The following is a 22588-nucleotide window of genomic DNA, read 5'->3' as shown; positions in this document are numbered from 1 at the left end:
CGCCACATGCCGACGTGAACGCGGCTTCACGGCGAGCGCGCGATCGGCCGAAATACGCGCCGAAATACGCCGCGACCTGCCAGGCTTGTTTGGGGCATGTCGCTTGCTACGCTCGTCCGGTCGCGACCGTCACGCGCGAGGGCGCGGCTCCTCGACGCCGGGCGGCCGAATGCTTTCGGGAGACGGTGAATGAAGCGACTTACTCTGCTGGGTCTCGCGAGCGTGCTGGCGCCCCTCCTCGCGGGTTGCCCCATCTACGACGACGACGCCGACAGCCCCTTCTGTGATGCAGTCGTCGAGGACTGCACGCCCGGCATCCCGAGCGGCTGTGACGGGCCAGCCGACTGCTGGATCAACGAGACCTGTGGCGAGGACAACCAATGCCACATCGGCGACTGCACGACCTGGGGGTGTAGCCGGGGCTTCGAGTGCGTCATCGCCGACGACCACACCGCCGCCTGCGTCGCGAGCGGCTCCTCCGGGGAGGGGGGCAGCGGCGGGGCCCCCGGCGGCGTCGTGTACTGCGGCAACCCGGACGACTGCGCCGACGGCGAGACCTGCGCGCCGGATGGCACGTGTCAGCCCGGCAGCTGCGATCAGGTCCTTCCGAGCGGCGAGCCGCTCGGCTGCATCCACGGCTATGTCTGCGAGGGCGACGGGGACGATGCGACCTGCGTGCCGACGACCCCGGCCGCGTGCGGCGCCGACGCCGACTGCGCCCGCCTCGGCGCGGACTACCTCTGCGTCAGCGGCATCTGCACCGCGCCTCAGGACCAGTGCTTCGATCAGACGCAGTGTCCGGTCAACGACAAGTGCGTCGAGGGCAAATGCACGCCCGCCTGCAGCGAGGACGCGGACTGCCCCAGCAGCTACCGCTGCGACGCGACCCTCGGCATCTGCTCCCGCCCTGCGCAGCCCTGCGTCATCACCGACGACTGCGGCGGCCCCTCCGCCGTCTGCGTCGACGGCGCCTGCGTTCCGAGGAGCGACGGCGCCGCCTGCCCCGAGGGCGACGTCTGGGTCGAGAACGGCTGCATCCCGAATCAGTCGAGCAACTTCGTGTGCGGCGAGGATGGAGCACAGGACGTCTGCGCGCCGGGGTCGATCTGTCTGCACCACAGCTGCTACATCTCGTGCGACCAGCCGAACCCGAACGCCTGCGACAACCAGTCGCCCTCGCTGAGCGAGTGCAGGACCGTGGCGACGTTCTCCGGCGAGCACCAGGTCTGCGGGTCGAGCGAGAACCTCGGCGGCGACTGCGATCCCGAGACGCCCTGCAGCGAAGGCAAGATCTGCATCGACGGCTTCTGCCGGTAACGCCGCGGCGCTCCTCCGCCGCGATCGCACCTCGGGGCGGGGCAGCCCCCTGCCCTGCCCCCTCCGTGCGCAATATGCCCTTGGCATGCGCGCTGCCTCACGTCCCGCCGGTCACTGTTCCAGCCACGTGAATCCACGCTGAGGGATACGCGTCACGCGCCCCCACGCGATACGAACCGACGGAGCCACAATGAAGGCAGACGATCTCGTCAATTACATGGCCGACATGTTCCCCTACAGGAAAAGGAGCTCACTCGATTGGATCGTTCCCCTGTCGCTCGGGCTCGGCCTCGGCGTCGCCATGGGCGTCGGGGTTGGCGTCCTGGTCGCGCCGACGTCAGGTGACGAGGCCCGCCGCCGGCTGCGCGACAGCACGAGCCGGCTGCGCGAGCGCGCGGAGAGGGCCAAGGAGCGCGCCCTGGGCGCTGCGCAGCGGACCCAGGACCAGATCCAGGAGAAGCTCCAGGAGAGCACCGGCTCGTACTCCAACGAGCTCGGCGCCCGCTGAGCGAGCTCCAAGGGGGGCGCGAAGGCGCCGCACCGCCCACGCGCGGAGCGGCGCCTTCCATCATTTCCCGGGATGTGCTCCAGCAGCCGAGCGACATCTGCGCAGCCGGAGCGGCACAAGCGATGCTTTTCCGAGAGCAGATGGATTGAACGAGACACCTCGCGAACCGCGGCACAGGGGCACTCGTCGAATGATGTATTACCGGACGCTCACTGCATTCTTCCCAGGTCGCACGGAAGCCGCGGGCGCACTTGGCCGCCTCCTCGCCCTGGGCGTCGCGGCCGAGGACATCAGCATGGTGCCCAGGCAGCACTCCCGTCTGGACGAGATCGAGCTCACGATCCACAGCAAGGCGTCCGAAGGGGCCGCCCTGGGCGCCGTGATCGGAGGGCTCGTCGGGGGTACGCTCGCGGCGATCACGGCAGGAGGCGCGCTGATCATTCCGCGGCTCGACGCGTTCCTGGCGGGGCCCATCGTCGCGTGCCTCGCGGGAGCGGGCGCCGCCGGCGCTGCCGGCACCCTGCTCGGCGCCGTCCTCGGCGCGCGCCTGCCCGAGTACGAGGCGCGCCGCCTCGACGACGGCGGCGCCGGCGGCGGGGCGTTGCTCTCCGTGCGGTGCTTGCCCGACGTTTCCCGCAGCGTTGAAGAGGTGCTGAGCGAGAGCGGCGGTCGCCGCATCCGCAAGACCTGCAGCCGCAGGGCCTGAAGGAGGACCTGCGCCCGGCGTGGCCCAGCGCAAACGAGCCCACCTTCAGCCAAGGGAATGCGCGGCAGGTGCCAGCTGGATCAGGGCGACGAGCCGAGAGGACTCTGGGGCCGCGTCTGCTCATCGAGGACGAGCTCGACCGCCTGGGCCAGCGCGCTCTTGACGTAGCTGCGCGTCGCGAGCAACCCGAGCCTGCTGAGCACGCGCGGCGTCAGGCCCCCGCCGAGCAGGAACCCCAGCCCAGCCGCCGCTGCGATCGCCACGTGCGGGTTGTCCCGCGCGAACGCCGAGACCGCCCGCTTGACCTCCGCCGCGTCGAGCCGGCTGAGCGCGTCGTTCACCATCTCCCGCGCGTCGCGCTCCCCTTCGGCCTCGACCTCACGTGCCGTCATGATGACCTCCTCAGCTCAGCCGTGTAACGACCCGTCCGATCAGGTAGCCCACGGCGGCCACCGCGAGGAGCGTGGCCACAGGGCGCTCTTGCACGAGCGAGACGAGCCGCTCGTCCGCGCGGCGGACCTCGCCGAAGAGGCGAGGGACGGCGGCGGGAACGTTCGCTCGCCGCTCCCGGCGTCCGGACTCTTGTTCGATGTCTGCATCGTTGGCGATCATCGTGAACCGGTCTCCAGCAATGCCCGAACCACCGCGCGACGTGCATCGGCTGCACGATCTGGAGACCGACCCACCGGCGCGGGGCAGCAGGACGAGGAAAGCCAGCGGAGAAGCGCGCGCGACGAGCGCGGGGCAGAGCGCCTTCCGGGACGTTCGTGCTCACGGACGGAAGGGCGAGCGCGCGACGCGCTAGTGGACCTCGCGACCTCGCGACCTCGCGACCTCGCGCGCGAGCGCCGCGAAGGCGGGCCGCGCTCGCCAGGTGACGGGCTCCTGGAGATCGCTGGCCGCACGACGGCGCGCGGCAGCGCACGGCTAGAAGCGGATACCGAACGCCCGGAGCGCGCGGCGCAGCGCCTCCGCGCCGTCGCACACCGCCACCCGCTCGGGCTCGGACACCTCCGCGGCACGCGCCGGGTCCCCCTTGAACCAGACGGCCCGCATCCCTGCCGCGAGGGCGCCGCCGACGTCGGCGGCGAAGGAATCGCCGACGTGGACCACCGCGGCGAGCGGCGCCCCGAGGCGCTCGGCCGTCCACGCGAAGATCTCCCTGCCCGGCTTCTCGAACCCGAGCCGCCCCGAGTCCGCCACGGCCACGAAGTGCGCCGACCAGCCGAGCTCTTCGATCAGCTCCTCGAGCCGGCCCTCCGAGTTCGACAGCACCGCGACCGGCACGCCGGCCTGCCGGAGCTCGATCACGACGTCGATCATCCCCGCGATCGGCCGGCGCCAGAGGTTCTTCCGGGGCTGCTCCGTCCAGAGCCAGTCGACCGCCGCGTCGAGCGCGCTGGCCTCGACGCCGCCCGCCTCGAGCAGGCGGCGCATCATGATCTTCCACGGGTGGCCACCGAGCCCGCGCTGGATCGCCTCGTTGTACGCGCGCCAGCCCTCGTCCACCGCCCCGTCCAGCCGCTCCCGAGGCGCCGCGATGCCCCGCTCGGCGAGGCGCGCGGAGAGCAGCCCGGTGTCGAGCTCCACCAGGGTCTGGCCGAAGTCGAAGGAGACGGCTGTAGCAGGCTCGTTGCGCATGGATTACTCGGCGTACATCGCCTCGATCTCGCGCGCAAAATTCTGGCTCACATTGCGCCGCTTGATCTTGAGCGTCGGCGTCAGCTCGCCGTCCTCGATGGTGAAGCCGCGCGGCAGGATCGAGAACTTCTTGATCGTCTCGACCTGCGCGAGCTCGCCGTTCACCTCGTCGACGGCCCGCTGCACGGCCTCCCTGATCTCGGGCGACGCGTGCGAGAGCTCGCGGCCGAGCCCGCGCTCGTCCGAGAGGCGCTTCACCGCGTCGGGGGCCAGCACGAGCAGGGCCGTGAGGAACTTGCGCCCATCGCCGACGACCACCGCCTCGGCGATGAGGTCGTGGCGCTTGAGCGCCTCCTCGATGTTCTTGGGCGAGACGTTCTTCCCGCCGGCCGTGATGAGGATCTCCTTCTTCCGCCCGGTGATGTGGAGGAACCCTTCCTCGTCGAATCGGCCGAGATCCCCCGAGTGGAGCCAGCCGTCGACCAGGGCCTGCGCGGTCGCCTCTGGCTCCTTGTAGTAGCCGAGGAACACGGTCGGCCCCTTCACGAGGATCTCGCCGTCGTCCGCGATCTTCACGTCCATGCCTGGCACCGACGGCCCCACGGAGCCGAGCTTCGTCCTGCCCGGCAGGTTGTAGCTCGTCGCGCCGGTCACCTCGGACTGGCCGTAGACCTCGGTGATCAGGATGTCGAGCGACGCGAAGAACTCGAGGACCTCCTTCGCGATGGGGGCCGCGCCGCTGCTGAACGCGTGCGCGCGGCCGAGCCCCACGGCCGCCTTCACCTTCGCGTAGACCAGCGAGTCGAAGGCGCGGTGCTGGAGCGCGAGCAGCGGCCCCGGCGGCTCGCCTCGGGCGCGGAGCTCGCTGTGCTGGAGCCCGACGCGCCTCGCCTGCTCGAGCATGATCTTCTGCAAACCCTTCGCGCCGGAGAGCTTCGCGTCGATCCCGGCCCTCAGCTTCTCCCAGACGCGCGGGACCCCGAAGAAGGCGGTGGGCCGCACCTCCTTCAGGTTGTCGGCGAGCGCCGCCATCGACTCGGCGAAGTACACGGCCGCGCCGACCGAGGCCGGGATGTGGATCGTGAACATCTGCTCGGCGACGTGCGAAAGAGGCAGGTAGGAGAGCGCGATGTCCCGGGACGAGCACGGGATGAGGCGCGCCGCCATGTCCGCCGAGCGCGTGAGGTTCTCATGGCTCAGCATGACCCCCTTCGGCGGCCCCACCGTCCCGGAGGTGTAGAGCAGCGTCGCGAGGCCGTTCGGCTCGAGCGCGTCGAGCCGCTGCTCGAGCAGCTCGTCCGAGACGCGGTCGCCCCGCGCGAGGAGCTCATCCCAGGCCAGGATCCGCGGATCGCGCGGATCGCGCGGATCGCCCGCAGACTCCGCGCCCCGCATCAGCACCACCCACGAGAGCTGCGGCAGCCGATCCCACTGGCTCAGCACCTTCTCCAGCTGGGCCCTGTCCTCGACCAGCACCACCTGCGACCCCGCATGGCGCACGACGTGGCGCACCTCCTCGGGCGAGCACGTCGTGTAGATGCCCGCGGGAGCGCCCCCGATCGCCATGCAGGCCACGTGGAGCACCACCCACTCGGGCCGGTTGAAGCCGAGGAGGCTGACCGTGGCGCCGGGCTCGAGGCCGAGCGCGAGCAGCGCCTTGCCGGCGCGCCGCACCTCGCCCGCGTACTCCCGGAAGCTGGTCATCCTCCAGAAGCCCCCCTCCTTGACGTAGTGGGCAGGAGCCTCGGGACGCGCCTTGGCCTGGCCTAGCAGGCGCCGCGGTATCGAGTCACAGGGCATCGGGCTACCTCGTTCACGGGCAAGGGTCCGCAATCACAGGCGAATCTCGCTGCACCCGCCCGGGGTCCGGGACCGCCTGGGCGGGTGGCGCCCCGCACAGTAGCAGCAGACGCCGCGGCGTTGCTGGCCCGCGCTGTCGTCAGCTTGACGGCACGTCTTTGGATCAGGACCATTCGGCGGTGGGCGAGCGCAAAGGGACGATCGAGGAGGCTGACTGGGCGGCGGACTCCGCCCGCAGCAACGAGCTCGCCGCCTCGGGCCCGCCGGAGCGCGTGCGGGCAGCGATCGACGGCGGGACCCTGGTCTCCAGGCAGGGGCTCGTCCCCGCGCCCGAGCCCCCGCCCACCGTCCAGGTGCGGCGCGCGGATCGCGACGCGCCGACCACGGTCGGCCGGGATGCGCCGCCGGACGCGCCGCCGTCGCCCTCGGATCGGCACGCGCGGAGCTTCGGAAAATACCGGTTCATCGCGACGCTCGGGCACGGGGGCATGGCGGACGTGCACCTCGCGGTCGCTGTGGGGCCGGCGGGCTTCAGCAAGCTGCAGGTCATCAAGCGCCTCCGGCCCAACATCGCCGACGAGCCCGAGTTCCGGGACATGCTGCTCGACGAGGCCCGCCTCGCCGCCCGCCTGAACCACCGCAACGTGGTGCAGACCAACGAGGTCGGCCTCGCGGACGGCGAGTACTTCATCGCCATGGAGTACCTCGACGGGCAGCCGCTGAGCCGGGTGATCTCCCGCGCGCGAGAGCAAGCGCGGGCGATCCCGTTCGCCATCCAGTTCTGGATCCTCAGCGAGGTGCTGGCCGGCCTCCACTACGCCCACGAGCTCGTCGACTACGACGGGGCGCCGCTCAACGTCGTCCACCGCGACATCAGCCCCCACAACATCTTCGTCACCTACGACGGGCAGGTGAAGATCGTCGATTTCGGGATCGCGCTCGCCGCGCACCGCCTCGTCGAGACGCAGACCGGCACGATGAAGGGCAAGGTCGCGTACATGGCGCCGGAGCAGGCGTTCTCGCACTCGTCCCAGATCGATCGGCGCGCGGACGTCTTCTCGGCCGGCGTCATCCTCTGGGAGATGCTCGCCGGCCGCCGCCTCTGGCGTGGGCTGTCCGATCCGCAGATCATCTCGCGCCTGATGCGGGACATCCCGGACCTGCGGTCCGCGCGCCCCGAGGTGCCCGTCGAGCTCGCGCGCATCTGCGGCAAGGCGCTCGCGCACTCGCCCGACCAGCGCTACTCGACGGCCGCCGCCTTCCGCACGGAGCTCGCTCGCTACACGGAACGCCTCGAAGAGCAGGTGACGGCCGAGCAGCTCGGCGCGCTCATGCGCGAGCTGTTCGCCAGCGAGCGGTCCGAGATCCGGGCGATCATCGATCGCCAGCTCAAGCAGCTGCAAGAGCACGGCGCGGAGGCGGGGAGCCCGGGGCTCGCCGGCCGCGCGCCGAGGCTGCCGTCGCTGCCAGGGCGCGATCCGCTCGACTCGGATCCTCCCGCGCAGGAGGACGGCGCGACCACGGGCTCCTCGCCGTCGGCGCCCACGCGCGCCCTCCACCGCTCGAGCCCCCCGCAAGCGACGCTCCACGCCGTCGTGCGGACCGAGCCGGCCACGGCCGTTCAGCCCGCGCCGGCGCCGCGGCGCTCCCGGTTGCCGCTCGTCGCGTTCGCGGCGGTCATCGCGCTGGTCGGCGCCGCGACGCTGTACCTGAAGCTGCGCGATCCGGTCCAGCAGAGCCTCCGCGTGGCCCCGCCGCCGGCCCAGAGCGCGCTGCCCGCGCCGGAGCCCGCGCCGCCATCCGCCGCGAGCAGCGCTCCACGCGAGGAGACGGACGCGTCGCTCCTCCGCGCATCGATCAAGGCGCGCCCCGCCAGCGCGAAGATCTTCGTCGACGGGGTGGAGCTCCCCTCGAACCCGTTCGACGGCAAGCTCGTCAAGGACGGCGCGGCGCACCGGATCGAGGTCTCCGCGCCGGGCCACACCACGCAACGACGGATGCTCGTGTTCGACCGGGACATCGAGCTCGAGCTGACGCTCTCCCACGCGCAGAGGGGGCCGGCTCCCGCGGCCCCGGCGACCCCGAAGATCGTCAAGCCCCCCGCCGAGGCGGATCCCACCGTCCCGCCGCCGAAGCCCGATCCCTACTGATGCGCGGGGACCGCGGGCGGTCGTTACAGATCCTGGTAACCGATCGGCGGCTCGACGAGCTTCGCCGCCTTGGCGACGCCGCGGAACACGTAGTCGGAGTAGCTGTAAGGCCCATCCGACCACACGAGGAAGTCGTCCGCGAGCACCCCGTTGGGCGCTCCCTCGCAGAGCTCCGGCGCCGCCATGACGGGCCCTTCGTTGTAGATCGGCGCCGACGCGTTGACCGCCTCCTCGGCCTCTTCCATGGCGGCCAGCGCGCCGGCGTGCCGGTCGGCGTCGAGCTCGTCGACGGGGTAGAGCTCCCAGTCGAGCATCACGAGCTCCGGGTGCGGGGGGTCGTTCGGGGCCGACGCGAAGGGGGCGTGCGTCGCCTCGGGGAGGCCCGTCCGCGCGAGCGCCTCGAAAAGGCGGCTCCGGTAGCGCAGCGCCGCGTCATCCGGGGTCCAGAACGCCGTGAGGGCCGCGATCACGTCCTCGGTCTTCGCCTCGCGCCACAGCGAGGGGTCGCGCGAGCCGAGATCGAGCGCGCGCTCCTTCTTGAGGCGCGCCTGGAAGGCCGACGCGTGCGGCGCGAACTCCGGCAGCTCGGCCAGGGCGTGATCGACGGACCAGTGGAGCCGATGATCGACCTCGCGCACGTACCGGTGCTTGCCGAGGGCGCGGAGGAGTCGGGCGATTTCGTCGAGTGTGCGCGCTGCGAACGACCAGGCAAGCATCATGGGGCAAGGCTCATCGATCCGTGCAGGGGATGGCACGCCGAGCTGGCTCGCCGGTGCCGATCGGGCGGCGGGCACCTCGGCACGACGTGGATTCCCATCGCGCGGCCGCGGTGTCGATCACTTCTTGCCGGGGAGGTGCCACACGCCGGCGAACCACACAAGGGATCCGTCTGCGCGGCGCACGGTGGTGGCAGGCGCGAAATACGCGCCCGGCGGGACGGGCTCCCATCGTCCCTGCTGCCACGCCCAGCGGCGGCTCCGCCACTGCCACTCGCCGTCGATCCACACATCGCCCGGCCGCTCGGATGGCGCGATGATCTCGACCCGCGCAGGCGGCGGAGGGTACGGCACGACCACCGTCGTCTCGCTCGGCAGGTGAGGGCCGGTCGGAGGCAGCGGGAGCGAGCTGCCGCAGCCCGCGAGCACGAGGAGCGACGCGAGCGGGATCCCGAGCGCGCGGCGCAGGGCGGCGTTCATCCTGCGTCGATCCAGGCGAGGTACGCGTCGAGGACGTCGCGGCCGACGAGCAGGCACTCCAGCGTCGCGAGCGCGAGGAACGGGCCGAACGCCATGCGGGCCTGACCGAACCCTTCGCGAGGCTCCTCCGCGAGCGGATCTTGCGCCAGCTCTTCCTCGGCGGCGGCCCGCTCCTCGGGGGACATGGCCGCGAGCTCGGCGCGGATCTGCTCCCGCTCGAGGCGCACCGCCTCGGGCTCCTCGATGCTCCCGCGCAGGAGCAGCACGGCGATCGCCATGATCGATCCCTGGATGGCGCCGGCGCCGAGCACGAACAGGGCGCCCCCCCAGCCGAACCACGCGCCCGCCAGCATGAGGAGCTTGGCGTCGCCGAGGCCCATGCCGACGCGGCCGCCGCGGATCCGCGGGTAGATCACGACGAACGGGAGCCAGACGATGCCGAAGCCGACCGCGGCGCCGACGAGGGCGTCGACGAAGCCCATCGATCGCAGCGAGGCGGTCGCGACGCCGAGCACCGCGCCGCCGATGGTGATCGAGTCGGGGATGAACATGTGCTCGAGGTCGATGAACGTCGCCGCGAGCAGCCCGAGCGCGAGCGCCAGGCCGGCGGTGTACGTGGCGAGCGCGTGGAGGGCCGGCGTCGTCCCGGGGAGCCGGAGGATGATGACCTCGATGATCGCGAGCGAGAGCAAGCCGCCCGCCGCCTCCACCAGGGGATACCGCGGCGACACGGGCGCCCCGCAGCAGCGAGCGCGGCCGCGCAGCAGCAGGTAGCTGAGGACGGGGATGTTGTCGTAGGCGCGGATCGGCGCGCCGCACGCCGGGCAGCACGAGCCCGGACGGACGACGCTGAGCTCGCGCGGGACGCGGTGGATGACGACGTTGAGGAAGCTCCCCCAGAGCAGGCCGAAGCAGAGCCCGAAGGCGCGCAGGAACCACGGCGGAAAATCGGCGAGCATCACCTGGGGCTCACGTCCTCGGGCTCGACGCGGCGAGCCGGAGCATCATCGTGAGCGCCTGCTCGAGCTCCGCGATCGTCGGTTGCACGGGGTTCTCGGCGAGCGCCGCCTTGAGGTCGACGAGGCGGCCGCCGAGCTCCTGGTAGTGACGGCGCACACCCTCGGTCGGCGCCTCGGCGACCCACCGCCTCACGATCTCGCGCAGCTCGTCGAGATCGCTGCCAGCGAGGAGCTGCGCCATCTGCGAGGCCATCGGATCCGGTGCGCCGCTCACGCCCTGCCCCATCCCGGCCAGCATAGCGCGGGCACTTTGACGGGCGAGGGGTCCTGCGACATAAGGCGAGGCGCTCACGAGGAACCGTGCCGACGAGGACGCCTGCCGTTGCCCTGATCCTGCTGGCCGCCGGCATCGCCGGAGGGGCCGGCTGCAGCCGCGCCGAGCAGCGAGAGCCCGGGGAGAAGCGCGTGGACGGAGGCGCCCCGAAGGCGCCCGCGCCCCAGGGGAAGGTGCTCGAGGCGGCCGAGAACGAGTCGCCCGCCGCGAGCGCGACGCCGCGGGCCGGCGCCGCGGCGGCCGGGCCCGCGCGGATCGAGATCCCCGCGGGAAAGCTCGTCGCGGGCAGCACGCCCGGGGACAAGGGGCGCGATCCGACGCTCGAGCCGGCGTTGCTCGACGTCGAGCTGGGCGGCTTCACCGTCGATCGCCACCTGTACCCGAACGATCCTGCGCAGGCTCCGCTCACCGGGGTGACGCGGGCGCGCGCCTCGGAGCTCTGCCAGCAGGCCGGAGGGAGGCTGTGCACCGAGCTCGAGTGGGAGCGCGCGTGCAAGGGCCCCGAGGGGACGCCCTACGCGGGCGGCGCGGCGTGGGACCCGGCGTGCGCCAAGGCGCCCGCGTCGTGCGCATCCGGGTTCGGCGTCGTCGGGATGGGCGCCGCGCTGCGCGAGTGGACCGCGAGCGACATCGCGCCGATCGAGAACCTCCAGCCCAAGGCCGCCGCCGTGCGCGGGGCCACGGCCAGCGCGAGCGCCGTGGATCACCGGTGCGCGCGCCGCGCGGCGGTCGATCCGGCGGTGTCGGGCGACGACATCGGCTTCCGGTGCTGCCACGGCGCGCCGAACGCGGCGTCGATCCCGTCGCCGCAGTGGCAGCAGACGTTCCGGCGCGCGGAGATCGGGCCGCAGCAGGTCGCAGAGCTGCTCGCGTCGGTGCCGCAGCTGCGCGACCTCGGCGGGCAGATCTCCTTCTTCAAGGAGCCCGACGACGCGAACGCCGTGCTCAGCCGGAGCCGGACGCGGCTCGCGCCGAGCGGCGCTCCGGCGAGGCAGCCCGAGGCGGGCCCGCCCCCGAACACAACGCTCACGACGTCTCCGCTGCTCTGGAACCCGGTCCCGGGCGAGGAGGTGCTCGTCGTGACGGGAAAGGCCGACGACGACGCGTTCATCGTCGCGTTCCTGAAGCTCCCTGGAGATCGCTACCGCATCGCGTCGTCGCTGCTGCTCAAGGACGACCCGGGGCCGCTCGCGCTCGGGTTCAACGGCTACGTGCGGCGACGGCTCGCGTGGGCGACCTGCTGGGACTGCCGCGGCGAGTCCGGCAACATCACCTACCGGGACGACAACCGCGTGGTGATCACGCAGAAGTGACCCCGCCGCGGCGCGGACCGGACACCGACGCGCCCCGGCGCCTCAGGTGTCGGCGCCGAGCAGGGTGTGCTGGTAGGTCGTGCCGTATTCGATGATCCGCTCGACCGCGTCGACGAACTCCGAGCGGTCGAGCGACTCGGTGGGCAGCTCGGCGCACAGCAGGATCTCGTTCCGATCATCGAGGGCGAACTTGGCGACGCGCATGTCGCGGTTGGCCTCGAGCAGATGACGGAGCAGGCCGAGCACCTGGCCGGTGTCCTCGGCCAGGGTCGGCATCGCAGGGCCGCCCTGGGCGTCGCATTGCGCGTCGAGCAGATCGAGCACGCCGAACATCGAGAGCACGACCCAGTTCTCGGTGCACTGGACGTAGAACGGAGGGAGCTCGACGACCCCTTCCTCGCGCGGACGGATGCGCAGGGTCGACGGCTTCGTCAGCTCGGCGCTGTAGCCGATCTCCTCCGTCCAGCGCTGCAGGGTCGCCACGTCGATCACGGATAACGTGATCGCCCTGCCGCCGCCGGAGATCAAGATGCGGCGCGCCGGGAGCCCTCTCGCGGGGGCGAGCGACGGAGGCGAGGGGCGCTAGAGGCTGAGGACGGCGTCCTCTCCCCGGTCGGCGAGCTTCGCCGCGATCAGGCTGAGCAGCGCTAGCCTCCGCTCCTCGAGCTCGACGAGCGCGCGCGGCGGCACCAGCTCCTCCTCGATGCCGCCGGGGCGCAGCGCCGCGGCGGCCGCCTCGGGGCCGAAGCGCGCCAGCGCATCGCGGAGGGCCCGGGGGAACCGCGCCGCTTCCACGAGGCGCCCGAGCTGCCTATCGAGCTCGTGCGCCTTCACGTGCAGCGGGAAGGCGCTCGCGTTGGCCTCCAGGCTGAGCGCTCCCGCTTGCACGTCGATGACGATCTCCTTCCGGAGCCCGTTGCCCGCCAGGTAATCGAGCGCCAGCACCTCCAGGTAGTCACGGAGGATGACCGTGCGCTCGCCGCGCACAGGCGACGGCGACCGAGCCCAGCGCGCCCACACGTCGAGCTCGGGCGCGTCGTCGAAGCGCACCGACCGCCGGCGAGGCGAGATCCAGCGCGGGCCGGGCGGACCGGGAGCGGGCGCGAGGACCAGCGCGTCGACCGTCCCGTCGTTCATGACGGCGAGGCGGCGCAGCAGCTTGCGTGCGTTCGGCTCCCGGCCGATGAGCGCCGCGAGCTCGCCGATGCCGATGCGTCGCGCCGCCGCCGCGGGCACGACATGCGCGCCGAGCGCTTTCGCCATGCGGTAGAACGCGAGCGGGCGCCGGAACGCGAGCGGGGCCTTCTTCTGCGCCGGCGCGAGCTTCACCTTCACCTCGCGCGGGGCCGCCCCTTCCGCGGGCGCGCCCAGCGAGAGCGTCGCCTCGAACCGGCCGTCCGCCAGCTTGCCCGTGAGCCGCAGCGCGCGCAGGGGAGAGCGCTGGAGGGCACGCGCGACGCGCGCTTCCCCCGCGGCCCAGGCGCTCGACGCGGGAGGCGAGCTCGTCTCGGCCGGCGGGCGCGCATCGGCTGCCGAGCGCGCATCGGCCGGCGAGCGCGCCGTGGGCGCGCCGATCGCAGGCGCGCTCTCCTCGTCGACGAGCGCAGCGATCGCGCCGACGGACCCGTCGCTGCGCTCGGACGACGGTCGCGCGCACGAGGCCGCGAGCAGCGCCGCCGCGACGAGCATGCGCGGCGCCCCCACGCCGCCGAGGCGCCGCAGCGGTCCGCGCGCCGATCCGGGGGCGCGCAGGTCGCGCGCGCACCGCCTCATCCGTCCTTCGCGAGCCCGCGCGGATGGTCCGGCGAGGACCCGCCCTCGGCGAGACGCTGCGACGACGCCTCCTCGGCCAGCGACCGCGAGCGCCCGTCATCCGTCGCAGCCTGCGGGCCTGACGCCCGCGCGCTCGCCCCGAGCGACGCGCCGCCGATGACGCGCTCCAGGAGGAACTGCTCCACGCGCTCGATGACCATCTTCTTGCGCTCCAGCGGCACGACGTGCGTGCCGCCGCTCACCATCATCAGCTCTCCGCGCGGCAGCGCCGCCGCCATCTCCTCCGCGAGCCGAGGCGGGGTGAACGTGTCGCGATCGCCCGCGATCACGAGCGCGGGCACGTCGATCTGCGGGAGCAGATCGAGCGCCGAGTGTTCGCCGGCGCTGCGCAGCATGTGGAGGAACATCGAGAAATCGATGTCGACCATGTGCCGCATGTACGGCAGCAGATCCGCCGGCGTGACCGCGCTCGCGTCGACCTCCCGCGTGAGCAGCGCGATCCGCAGCGCCATCGGCGCGGGCACGCGGCTCCAGAGCGCGCGCGCGATGTGCGGGTACGCGTCGACCTGCTCGATCAGCCGCGGCAGGAGCTGCGCGAGCACGTCCGTGCCCTTGAAGTGGTGCGTGATCCTGCCGGACGAGCCGCAGACCAGCACGAGCCCGCGCACCCCCTCGCGGTGGGTCCGCAGGTGCTCCAGGACGACCTGGCAGCCCATCGAGTGCCCGAAGAGCACCACAGGGCCGTCGCCGATCGACGCGCGCACCGCAGCCAGATCGCTGGCGTGATCGCGCAGCTCGACCGCCTGCGGATCACCAGGCAGGCTGCTGCGACCGTGGCCGCGATAGTTCCAGTGGGCGACGTTGACCGTACGGGCCAGGTCGTCCCAGAGGTACTTCCAGATGAAGCCGTCGCACGCGATGCCGTCACAGAGCACCGCGGTGAGGCGTCCCGAGCCCGCCCCGACCCCGCTGGCCAAGCTTCCGCTGCCGCCGGGACCTTCCCGGTAGCGGACGTAGATCCGCGTACCGTCCTTCCCGGCGGCGAAAAGCTCTCGACCCATCGATCCCCGAGCGACGCGGCTTACGCGAGGCTCGCGGCGATGTTAGTCGCCGCTGTCCTCGTCGTCAGCCACGTCATTGACACTCGGAAGCTTTTTGATGTCTATCCGCGCCAGCTTCCACGCGCGCTGCACAACCCAAGAAAGCGAGCGATCGAGCCGCGCCGCTTCCTCCTTGATTTCCTGCAGCATCGACTCCGGAAAGTAGAGGCTCTGCTTCCGCTTGTCCGTCTTCGAGGCTTCGTTGTTTTTCGCCAGCGTGTCCTTGTCGGTCATACGCTCTTGGGGCTCCTCCCGATCCGCCACAGAAGAGCACCTTAGCGTACGGTGCACTTCCGTGGAAAGCATTCGTTTTTCCATGCTGCCGATTGCGGCCACCATGTGTGTATTACCGCGATAGGCGCTCTGCGTCATGATTCCGGGAATGCGATCTTCCCCGCAATCGCGCTCGCCGCGACGATGAGGGGACTGGCCAGGTAGACCTGGCCGGGCCCGCTTCGCCCCGGGAAGTTCCGGTTGATGGCCGAGACCGTGACCTGTTCCTTGCGGTCGGATACACCGGGACCGGCCTTGATGCACGCGCCGCAGGAGGGGTCGACGAGCTCGGCGCCGGCTTTCTCGAAGATCTCGAGGTAGCCCTTGGCCTCCGCGTAGCGGCGGATGTCCTGCGAGCCGAACTGGATGTAGAGGTGCACGCCGTCGGCGACGCGCTTGCCCCGCTCGACCGCCTGGCGCAGCACGGACGCGTACATGTCCATGTCGGCCTTCTTGCCGCCCGTGCACGAGCCTCCGTACGCGATGTCGATCTTCACCGGACCGCCGGCGGCCTCGTCGAGCGACCGCAGCGGCACGCCGTTCCGCGGATCGCCCGGCGTCGCGACCATCGGCTCGACCGACGCGAGATCGACGTCGAACGTCGCCATGTACTCGGCGCCCGCATCCGCGCGCACGATGCGCGCGCGCACGTCCTCCGCGGAGAGCCCGCGCTGCTCGACGAGGTAGCGCACGATCTCCTCGTCGGCCTCGATGATCCCCGTGAAGCCGCCCGCCTCGACCGCCATGTTGGTGAGCGTCGCCCGCTCGTCGAGCCCCATCGCGCGGACGCCATCCCCCGCGAACTCGAGCACCTTGCCGATGCCCTGGCCCGTCTTCCAGAACGGCTGCGAGAGCAGGAACAGCATCACGTCCTTCGCCGTGACCCCCGGCCCGAGCCGCCCGGTCAGGTTGAAACGCACCGACTGCGGCACCGCGACGCGGACGTCGCGCGTGAGCCACGCGTTCGCCATGTCCGTCGAGCCGACGCCGAACGCGAAGCACCCGAGCGCCCCCGCCATGCAGGTGTGCGAGTCGGTCCCCGCCACGATCTGCCCTGGCAGCGCGAGCTCCTCGATCACCTTGTTGTGGCAGATGGCCTCCGAGCCCACGGTCCTGCCGTCGCGCTCGACCTCGCCGTACAGCTTGATCCCGTGCCGCTCGGCGAAGGCCTGCTGCACCGTCGCGAGCGAGGCCGCCTGCTCCCGCAGGCCGAGCCTGAGGTGCGCCTCCGGCATCACGCGATCGAGGAACGTCAGGTGATCCCGGAAGGCGAAGACGCTCTCCGGCTCGGTCACGACCGCGTCCGGCCCGACGCCCGCCCGGAAGAGCGACTCGGCCATCGGCGTGACGTACTCGTGCGAGAAGCGCACGTCGATGCGGGCGAAGAGCGCGTCTCCAGGCTTGACCGCGGGGACGCCGATCTTCCCTGCCCGGGCGTCCACGATCGCGTGCGCCGCGATGATCTTCTCGCACAGCGTCATCGGCCGCGGCGGCGTGGCCAGGGTGGGCGGCGAGACCTCGCCGGCCATCCGCGCCTTGTTGTAGGCGAAGAGGCCGCCGTACTCGACGACGTCGGCGCTGATCGGGTCGAGCCCGCGGGTGAACTCGCCGATCGGGATCTCGTCGCCCCGCGCGATCCGGTCGAGGAGCGAGAAATCGGTCGTCGTGAGCAGCCCGATGTTCTGGCAGTTCTGGCCGTAGATCTTCTCGATGCTGCGCGCGACGACGATCTGGATCCCCGCCTCGCGCTCCGAGTACGGCGCCGTCTCGCGCGAGCTGCCGCACCCCTTCGAGCGCCCGCTGACGATGACGCCGAAGCCGCCGTTCTTGATGGCGTCGCGCTCGATGTGCCCGCCGCGCAGCCCGACCAGGCAGTAACGGGCGAGCGTCTCGTCGTAGTAGTAACAGACCCAGCCCGGCGTGAGCTCGTCGGTCGAGATGTTGTCGATCAGCGCGTGCTGCTCGGGATCGAAGCGAAGCTCGCCGCCCGCCAGCTGCTGCTTCAGGAGCGCCGGGTCCTCGGTCAGGTAGAGGGTCCTCCCGGTGACTTGAACGGACTTCCGGCGGGGGATCGGCATCTGCACCTCGGACGCCCCGGGACGCGCCGCGCGCGCTGGGACCTCTCCACACCTAGTCGCTCTGGGCGGAGGCGCCAACGGCGGTCTTTGCGCGGCGCGCGCGGAGCTCCGTGCGTCTTACGTCGAAGGCAGGAAATCCAGCATGAGCCGAGGAGCGCCTGGACGGCAGCGTGCCTTGACGACGCACCAGGGAGATGGTGTCTTCGCGGCCGCGGCCGGGCCGCGAGCGATGACCCGACCCACGATCTCCAGCGTTCCCGTCGCGATCCTCGGCGCCGGCCTGACGGGCATGGCAGCCGCGTATCATCTGGGACGGGCCGGCGTGCCGCACCGGGTGTTCGAGCGCCTGCCGCGCCCGGGCGGCCACGCGATCACGCTCGAGGACGCCGGCTTCCGCTTCGACCGGACAGGGCACCTCCTCCACCTGCGCGACCCCGCGACCCGGGAGCTCGCGCTGAGCTGGCTGGGCCCCGACCCGCTCGAGATCGAGCGACGTTCGATGATCTGGTCGAACGGCACGTACACCCGCTATCCGTTCCAGGCGAACACCTTCGGCCTGCCGCCCGCGGTGGCCTACGACTGCCTCCGCGGCTTCATCGAGGCGCACTTCGCCAAGGACAGACCTCTGCCCAGGAACTTCGAGGAGTTCTGTCTGGCGCACTTCGGCGAGGGGATCAGCCGCCACTTCATGATCCCCTACAACAGCCGCCTCTGGGGCGTGCACCCGAGCGAGATCACCGCCGACTGGTGCTCCCGCTTCGTCCCGATACCGAAGCTGGAGGACGTGCTCGCCGGGGCGGTCGGGCTGAACGACCGGGAGCTCGGCTACAACGCGAGGTTCCTCTACCCGCGGCTCGGCATCGGGCAGCTGACGCACGGGCTCGCGCGGGCGCTCGCCGAGCAGCGGCCACGGGACGCGCGAACGCCGGCGATCGAGCTCAGCCGCTCTCCCAGATCGATCGACTGGCGCGCGCGGGAGCTCGTGTTCGACGACGAGATCGTCCGGTACGACGTGCTCGTCTCGTCCGCGCCGCTGCCCGCGCTCGTCAGGCTCCTCTCGGACGCGCCTCGCGCCGTCGGCGAGGCGGCCTCCCGGCTGCGCTGCACGCACCTCTACTACCTCGACGTGGCGCTGGACACCCCGTGCGGGCAGCCGCTGCACTGGGTGTACGTCCCGGAGGCGAAGTACCCGTTCTACCGCGTGGGCTGCTACTCCCACTTCTCCGCCGCCATGGCCCCGCCAGGCAAGGCCGGCCTCTACGTCGAGCTCGCCGATCGCGCCGAGCCCGATCTCGCGGCGCTGCTCCCCCGCGTCGCCGAAGGCCTCGTCGAGATGGGCCTCATCCCCGCCCCGAGCGCCATCCGCTTCGCCCGCCTGCGCCGCATCGATCACGCGTACGTCGTGTTCGATCACAGCTACTTCGGCTCGCTGGAGGCGGTGCGGCCGTTCCTCGAGGGCCAGCGCATCCTCTCGTGCGGGCGCTACGGCGGCTGGAACTACTCCTCGATGGAGGACGCGCTCCACTTCGGGCGCGACGCGGCGCACCGCGCGCGCGCGCTCCTCGGAGGCGCGCCGTGAGCACGGCCGCGCCTGATCGCGAGGACGCGGGCGGATCGCCGGAGATCTCCATCGTCATCCCCGTTTACAACGAGGAGGCGATCCTCCACGCCGCCGTCGTGGATCTGCGCGAGCGGCTCTCGCCGTTCGGCTGGCGCTGGGAGCTCGTGCTCGCCGAGAACGGCTCGCGCGACGGGACCCTCGGCATCGCCGGCGAGCTCGCGCAGAAGTACCCGGAGGTGCGGCATTTCTCGATCGGCGAGCCGAACTACGGGGCCGCGCTCCGCGCGGGCATCGAGCGGGCGCGCGGGCGCTTCGTGCTCTGCGACGAGATCGACCTCTGCGACGTGGATTTCCACCGCCGCGCCATCGCGATGCTGCGGGCAGGCGGCGTCGACATGGTGATCGGGTCCAAGCTCATCCAGGGGGCGCGCGACGATCGCCCGTGGGCGCGGCACGCGGCGAGCCAGGTGTACAACGGGCTCCTCCGCGCCACGCTCGGTTTCCGTGGGACGGACACGCACGGGCTCAAGGCGTTCCTGCGCGAGCCGCTCCTCGGGGTCGCGCGCGACTGCGTCGTGGACAAGGACGTCTTCGCCAGCGAGCTCGTCATCCGCGCCTACCGCGCTGGCCTGCGGATCGAGGAGATCCCCGTCCGCGTGCTGGAGAAGCGGCGCCCCTCGATCAACCTCACCCGCCGCGTCCCGAACGTGCTGCGCAGCCTCGCGAAGCTGACCTGGGCCATCCGCGTCCGCGGCTGACGGCCGGCTCCTCCAGCCTTCGCGCAGCATTCGCAGCGCCGCGCGCGAGGCCGGGCCCGCTCGTGGAAAAATTCTGGCATGCTATACGCCGCAGGTGACGATCCTCCTCTCGAGCGCCGCAAGACCGGCTCGCCGCGCGGACACCGACGTGGACGTCGTGGTCATCGGCGGCGGCGTGAACGGCGTGGGGGTCGCGCGGGACGCTTCGCAGCGGGGCCTGAGGGTCGCCCTCTTCGAGCGCAACGATCTCGCGTTCGGCGCGAGCGGCAACTCGAGCGGCATGATCCACGGCGGGCTCAGGTACCTGACCAGCGATCCGCAGGTGACCGAGAAATCGTGCCGCGACTCGGGCCACATCCAGGCGATCGCGCCGCACCTGCTCTTCCGGATCCCCTTCCTCGTCCCGTTCGAGAACGCGCGGCACGGGCGCCTCCTCTACCCGCTCGCGGACGCCTTCTTCGAGGCGTACGACAACTACCAGCCGCTCAAGCGCGGCAAGCCGCACGCGCGCCTCAAGCCCGACGAGCTCCGCCGGCTCGAGCCGGGGCTGCGCGGCGACCTGGTCGGCGGCTTCAGCTTCGACGAGTGGGGGATCGACGGCGCGCGGCTCTGCGTCGCCAACGCGGTCGACGCGATCGAGCGCGGGGCCAAGGTCTACGTGGGGCACACGGTCGAGCGGATCGAGCGCCGCGAGGACACCGGTGAGGTCGTCGCCGTCCGTTACCGGGACCGCACGACGGGCGAAGGCGGGCGGCTCCGCACGAGCACGGTCGTGAACGCGACGGGCGCGTGGTCGCCGATCACATCGTCCCTCGCCGGCCTCCCCGCCGCGAGCTCGCGCGTGCGGCCCGGCAAGGGCGTGCACGTCGTGTTCGACCGGCGCCTCACCAACTACGCGATCATGGCGAGGACGATCGACGGCCGTCAGATCTTCCTCGAGCCGTGGGAGAACATGAGCGTCATCGGCACGACCGACGACGATTTTTACGGCGATCTCGATCAGGTCCGCGCGACGAGCGAGGAGGTCAGGTACCTGGTCCAGGGCATCGCCCGCGTGTTCCCGCAGATCCACGAGGCGCGCGCGATCGGCACGTTCGCGGGCGTGCGGCCCACGCTCTACGCGTTCGGGCCCACCGAGGACGCCCTCTCGCGCGAGCACCAGATCGTCGATCACGCGGCGCACGGCGCGCCGGGCCTCTACTCGATGATCGGCGGCAAGCTGGCCAGCTTCCGGCTCTTCGCCGAGGAGATGACCGACGTGCTCTCGCGGCGCTTCGACCTCGGCGCCCGCTGCGTGACGCACACGACCGCGCTGCCCGGCGGCGATCGCGCGGTGGACGCGCTCGCGCTCTCGCGGCGGATGGAGATCGACGCGGTGGCCGCCCGGCGGCTCGTGTACCGGCACGGCTCGCGCGCGCTCCGGATCGAGGAGCGCGTGCGGCAGCGGCCGCGCGAGGCCGCGACGGTGTGCCCCTGCGAGCCCGTGATCGAGGCCGAGGTGCGTTATGTCCTCCGGCACGAGCTCGCCCGGAGCGTCGCCGACGTCGCGCGCCGCACGCGCCTCGGCCTGGGCGCGTGCGGGGGCATGCGCTGCGCGGCGCGGTGCGGGCAGATCGTGGCGCAGGAGCTCTCGCTCCCGCCGCGCGACGGGATGCGGCAGGCGGCGAATTTCCTCTCGCGGCAGGCGGTGACCCGCGCGGTCGCGCTCGGCCCGGAGCAGGCGCGGCAGGAGGCCCTCGCGATCGCCAGCGTCAGGTCGGAGCTCGGCGCGCCCGCGGACGACGAGCCGGCGGCGGCGTGCGAGGACGCCGATCGTCGCGGGCAGCGCGCCGCGAGGGAGCCGGAGGAGAGGGCGTGGCGCGATCGATCCTCGTGATCGGCGCCGGCGTCGCCGGGCTCGCCGCCGCGTGGAGCGCGCGGCGGCGCGGGGCCCGGGTCACGGTGATCTCCGCGGGCGTCGGCGAGACGGCGCTCGCGGGCGGCGCGGTGGACGACGCGCCGTGGGAGCAGATCGAGCGGGCGTCGCGGCTGCTCGGCGGCGACCTGCCCGCGAGCGATCTCGCGCCGGCGGCGAGGCAGTTCGCGGCGGAGCTCGGCCTGTGGGAGCTGCCGCAGGCGGCGGGCGTGCGCCTCGCGACCGTCGCGGGGCGGATCCGCCCCGCCCGCGGCAGGGATCGCGCGCTGCTCGACCTCGGCCCGCTCCGCCGCACGCGCGTCCTCGTCCCGCGCGCGGCGCGCGCCGCGTGGGACGCGGACGCGCTCGCGGAGGCGCTCACGGACGAGCCGTTCGCCCGGGCGCGGGGGCTCCGCTTCCTGCCGGTCGACGCGCCGGTCCTGCGCTTCGACGACGAGCGGCACATCGCCGACGGCGATCTCGCGGCCCGGCACGACGATCCGGCGCGGCTCGCCTGGCTCCTCGATCGGCTCCGCCAGGCGCTCGAGGGCGCGGGCGGCGCGGGGGCGATCCTGCTCGGCCCGTGGCTCGGCGCGAGCGCTCCGCGGGCCGAGGCGCTCGCGGCCCGCCTCGGCGTCCCGGTGGGCGAGGCGCTGATGGGCGCCGGCTCGCCGGCGGGGCTGCGCTTCGAGGCGGCGCGCGACGCGCTGCTCGCGGCGATCGGGGCGGCTCAGCGCCACGGCCGCGTGCGCGCGGTGGGCGGCGGGCACCCGGGACCAGGGGCGCCCGACGAAGGCGTCACGATCCACGTCGAGGGGGAGGACGTGCCGCTCGCGGCGGACGGGGTAGTCCTGGCGATCGGCGGCCTGGCCGGCGGCGGGATCGCGTACACGCCGCCCGAGAGCGGCGCCGGCGCCGATTTCCCCGCGCGCGGCGCCGCGCCGTTCGCGCTCTCGATCGCGGCGCCCGTCACGATGGGCGACGATCGCGGCGCGTTCGGCGTGGTGAGCTCCATGCAGGGCCCGGAGCTCGACGTCGTCGCGTGGCCCCGCGGCGAGCGCCTCGGCGCGCTGGAGGCGGTGGGGGTGCGGTGCGAGGGCGTCCGCGCCGCACCCGGGATCCTCGCGGCCGGGGCGACCATCGCGGGGAGGGCGCGCACCGTGCTCGACGCGGTGACGACCGGGCTCCGCGCCGGCGCCGAGGCCTGACGCGCGTCGAGCGGCGCCC

Annotated in this window: 22 protein-coding genes; 9 read left to right on the top strand and 13 right to left on the bottom strand. The window is 72.5% G+C overall.

Features of this window, described 5'->3' with window-relative positions; all coding sequences use genetic code 11:
* Positions 1-189: 189 nt before the first annotated feature.
* The 3 genes from WMF22_RS47855 to WMF22_RS47845 all read left to right on the top strand — a co-directional run bounded on the left by WMF22_RS47855 (position 190) and on the right by WMF22_RS47845 (position 2531).
* On the top strand, positions 190-1317 hold the full coding sequence (locus WMF22_RS47855) for a hypothetical protein (RefSeq protein WP_438034096.1): 1128 nt from the start codon (positions 190-192) through the stop codon (positions 1315-1317).
* Between the two features lie 190 nt (positions 1318-1507).
* Positions 1508-1825, top strand: coding sequence for a YtxH domain-containing protein (locus WMF22_RS47850; protein WP_437296493.1), 318 nt, complete (start codon positions 1508-1510; stop codon positions 1823-1825).
* A gap of 295 nt (positions 1826-2120) precedes the next feature.
* Positions 2121-2531 carry a hypothetical protein gene (locus WMF22_RS47845; RefSeq protein ID WP_438034095.1) on the top strand — a complete coding sequence of 137 codons (411 nt, stop codon included), beginning with the start codon at positions 2121-2123 and terminating at the stop codon, positions 2529-2531.
* Positions 2532-2611: 80 nt separating this feature from the next.
* Here the strand turns inward: WMF22_RS47845 and WMF22_RS47840 are convergent, their stop codons facing one another.
* The 4 genes from WMF22_RS47840 to WMF22_RS47825 form a co-directional block, all read right to left on the bottom strand.
* A complete protein-coding gene (locus WMF22_RS47840; protein ID WP_437296491.1) occupies positions 2612-2923 on the bottom strand; it encodes a hypothetical protein in 312 nt (103 codons plus the stop codon).
* Between the two features lie 10 nt (positions 2924-2933).
* On the bottom strand, positions 2934-3143 hold the full coding sequence (locus WMF22_RS47835; protein ID WP_012241308.1) for a hypothetical protein: 210 nt from the start codon (positions 3141-3143) through the stop codon (positions 2934-2936).
* A 315-nt stretch (positions 3144-3458) separates the two neighbouring features.
* Entirely contained in the window at positions 3459-4172 is a 714-nt protein-coding gene (locus WMF22_RS47830; RefSeq protein WP_437296490.1) for an HAD family hydrolase, read from the bottom strand.
* 3 nt (positions 4173-4175) lie between these two features.
* Positions 4176-5972 carry an AMP-dependent synthetase/ligase gene (locus WMF22_RS47825; protein WP_437296489.1) on the bottom strand — a complete coding sequence of 599 codons (1797 nt, stop codon included), beginning with the start codon at positions 5970-5972 and terminating at the stop codon, positions 4176-4178.
* A 179-nt stretch (positions 5973-6151) separates the two neighbouring features.
* Here WMF22_RS47825 and WMF22_RS47820 point away from each other — a divergent pair, with 179 nt between their 5' ends.
* Positions 6152-8122: a serine/threonine protein kinase gene (locus WMF22_RS47820; RefSeq protein ID WP_437296488.1), complete on the top strand. Its 1971-nt coding sequence runs from the start codon at positions 6152-6154 to the stop codon at positions 8120-8122.
* Positions 8123-8145: 23 nt separating this feature from the next.
* On the opposite strand, the gene WMF22_RS47815 is transcribed toward WMF22_RS47820, so the two are convergent.
* The 4 genes from WMF22_RS47815 to WMF22_RS47800 form a co-directional block, all read right to left on the bottom strand.
* A complete protein-coding gene (locus WMF22_RS47815) occupies positions 8146-8841 on the bottom strand; it encodes a hypothetical protein (protein ID WP_438034094.1) in 696 nt (231 codons plus the stop codon).
* A gap of 117 nt (positions 8842-8958) precedes the next feature.
* The gene (locus WMF22_RS47810; protein WP_437296486.1) at positions 8959-9318 is read right to left on the bottom strand and encodes a YXWGXW repeat-containing protein; all 360 of its coding nucleotides are present in this window, start codon (positions 9316-9318) and stop codon (positions 8959-8961) included.
* Entirely contained in the window at positions 9315-10277 is a 963-nt protein-coding gene (locus tag WMF22_RS47805; RefSeq protein ID WP_437301686.1) for a prepilin peptidase, read from the bottom strand. The genes WMF22_RS47810 and WMF22_RS47805 overlap by 4 nt, the downstream gene beginning before the upstream one ends.
* 10 nt (positions 10278-10287) lie before the next feature.
* Positions 10288-10551 (bottom strand): hypothetical protein, encoded by a 264-nt coding sequence (locus WMF22_RS47800; protein ID WP_437991616.1) that lies wholly within the window; start codon positions 10549-10551, stop codon positions 10288-10290.
* Positions 10552-10637: 86 nt separating this feature from the next.
* On the opposite strand from WMF22_RS47800, the gene WMF22_RS47795 reads away from it, so the two are divergent.
* Complete coding sequence (locus WMF22_RS47795; RefSeq protein WP_438034093.1) at positions 10638-11924, top strand: formylglycine-generating enzyme family protein; 1287 nt, start codon at positions 10638-10640, stop codon at positions 11922-11924.
* Between the two features lie 42 nt (positions 11925-11966).
* Here WMF22_RS47795 and WMF22_RS47790 read toward each other — a convergent pair whose 3' ends face one another.
* The 5 genes from WMF22_RS47790 to WMF22_RS47770 form a co-directional block, all read right to left on the bottom strand.
* Positions 11967-12452, bottom strand: a complete 486-nt coding sequence (locus WMF22_RS47790; protein ID WP_438034092.1) for a YbjN domain-containing protein — start codon at positions 12450-12452, stop codon at positions 11967-11969.
* A gap of 54 nt (positions 12453-12506) precedes the next feature.
* Positions 12507-13697 carry a hypothetical protein gene (locus WMF22_RS47785; protein ID WP_438034091.1) on the bottom strand — a complete coding sequence of 397 codons (1191 nt, stop codon included), beginning with the start codon at positions 13695-13697 and terminating at the stop codon, positions 12507-12509.
* Positions 13694-14758 carry an alpha/beta fold hydrolase gene (locus tag WMF22_RS47780; protein ID WP_437296482.1) on the bottom strand — a complete coding sequence of 355 codons (1065 nt, stop codon included), beginning with the start codon at positions 14756-14758 and terminating at the stop codon, positions 13694-13696. The genes WMF22_RS47785 and WMF22_RS47780 overlap by 4 nt, the downstream gene beginning before the upstream one ends.
* Before the next feature lie 42 nt (positions 14759-14800).
* Positions 14801-15031 (bottom strand): TIGR04563 family protein, encoded by a 231-nt coding sequence (locus WMF22_RS47775; protein WP_012241296.1) that lies wholly within the window; start codon positions 15029-15031, stop codon positions 14801-14803.
* A 134-nt stretch (positions 15032-15165) separates the two neighbouring features.
* Positions 15166-17148, bottom strand: a complete 1983-nt coding sequence (locus tag WMF22_RS47770; RefSeq protein ID WP_437296481.1) for an aconitase family protein — start codon at positions 17146-17148, stop codon at positions 15166-15168.
* 229 nt (positions 17149-17377) lie between these two features.
* Between WMF22_RS47770 and WMF22_RS47765 the strand changes: the two genes are divergently transcribed.
* The 4 genes from WMF22_RS47765 (at position 17378) to WMF22_RS47750 (ending at position 22569) form a co-directional block, all read left to right on the top strand.
* Positions 17378-18727: a protoporphyrinogen/coproporphyrinogen oxidase gene (locus WMF22_RS47765; RefSeq protein ID WP_438034090.1), complete on the top strand. Its 1350-nt coding sequence runs from the start codon at positions 17378-17380 to the stop codon at positions 18725-18727.
* On the top strand, positions 18724-19467 hold the full coding sequence (locus WMF22_RS47760; RefSeq protein ID WP_438034089.1) for a glycosyltransferase: 744 nt from the start codon (positions 18724-18726) through the stop codon (positions 19465-19467). The genes WMF22_RS47765 and WMF22_RS47760 overlap by 4 nt, the downstream gene beginning before the upstream one ends.
* Before the next feature lie 94 nt (positions 19468-19561).
* A complete protein-coding gene (locus tag WMF22_RS47755; protein WP_438034088.1) occupies positions 19562-21343 on the top strand; it encodes a glycerol-3-phosphate dehydrogenase/oxidase in 1782 nt (593 codons plus the stop codon).
* A complete protein-coding gene (locus tag WMF22_RS47750; RefSeq protein ID WP_437296477.1) occupies positions 21322-22569 on the top strand; it encodes an FAD-binding protein in 1248 nt (415 codons plus the stop codon). The genes WMF22_RS47755 and WMF22_RS47750 overlap by 22 nt, the downstream gene beginning before the upstream one ends.
* The last annotated feature ends 19 nt before the right edge of the window (positions 22570-22588 follow it).

It is taken from the genome of Sorangium sp. So ce204, from assembly GCF_051526795.1.
GTDB lineage: Bacteria > Myxococcota_A > Polyangia > Polyangiales > Polyangiaceae > Sorangium > Sorangium cellulosum_B.
The sequence above is the reverse complement of the archived record's forward strand: the minus strand, read 5'-3'. Positions and strand labels throughout refer to the sequence as shown.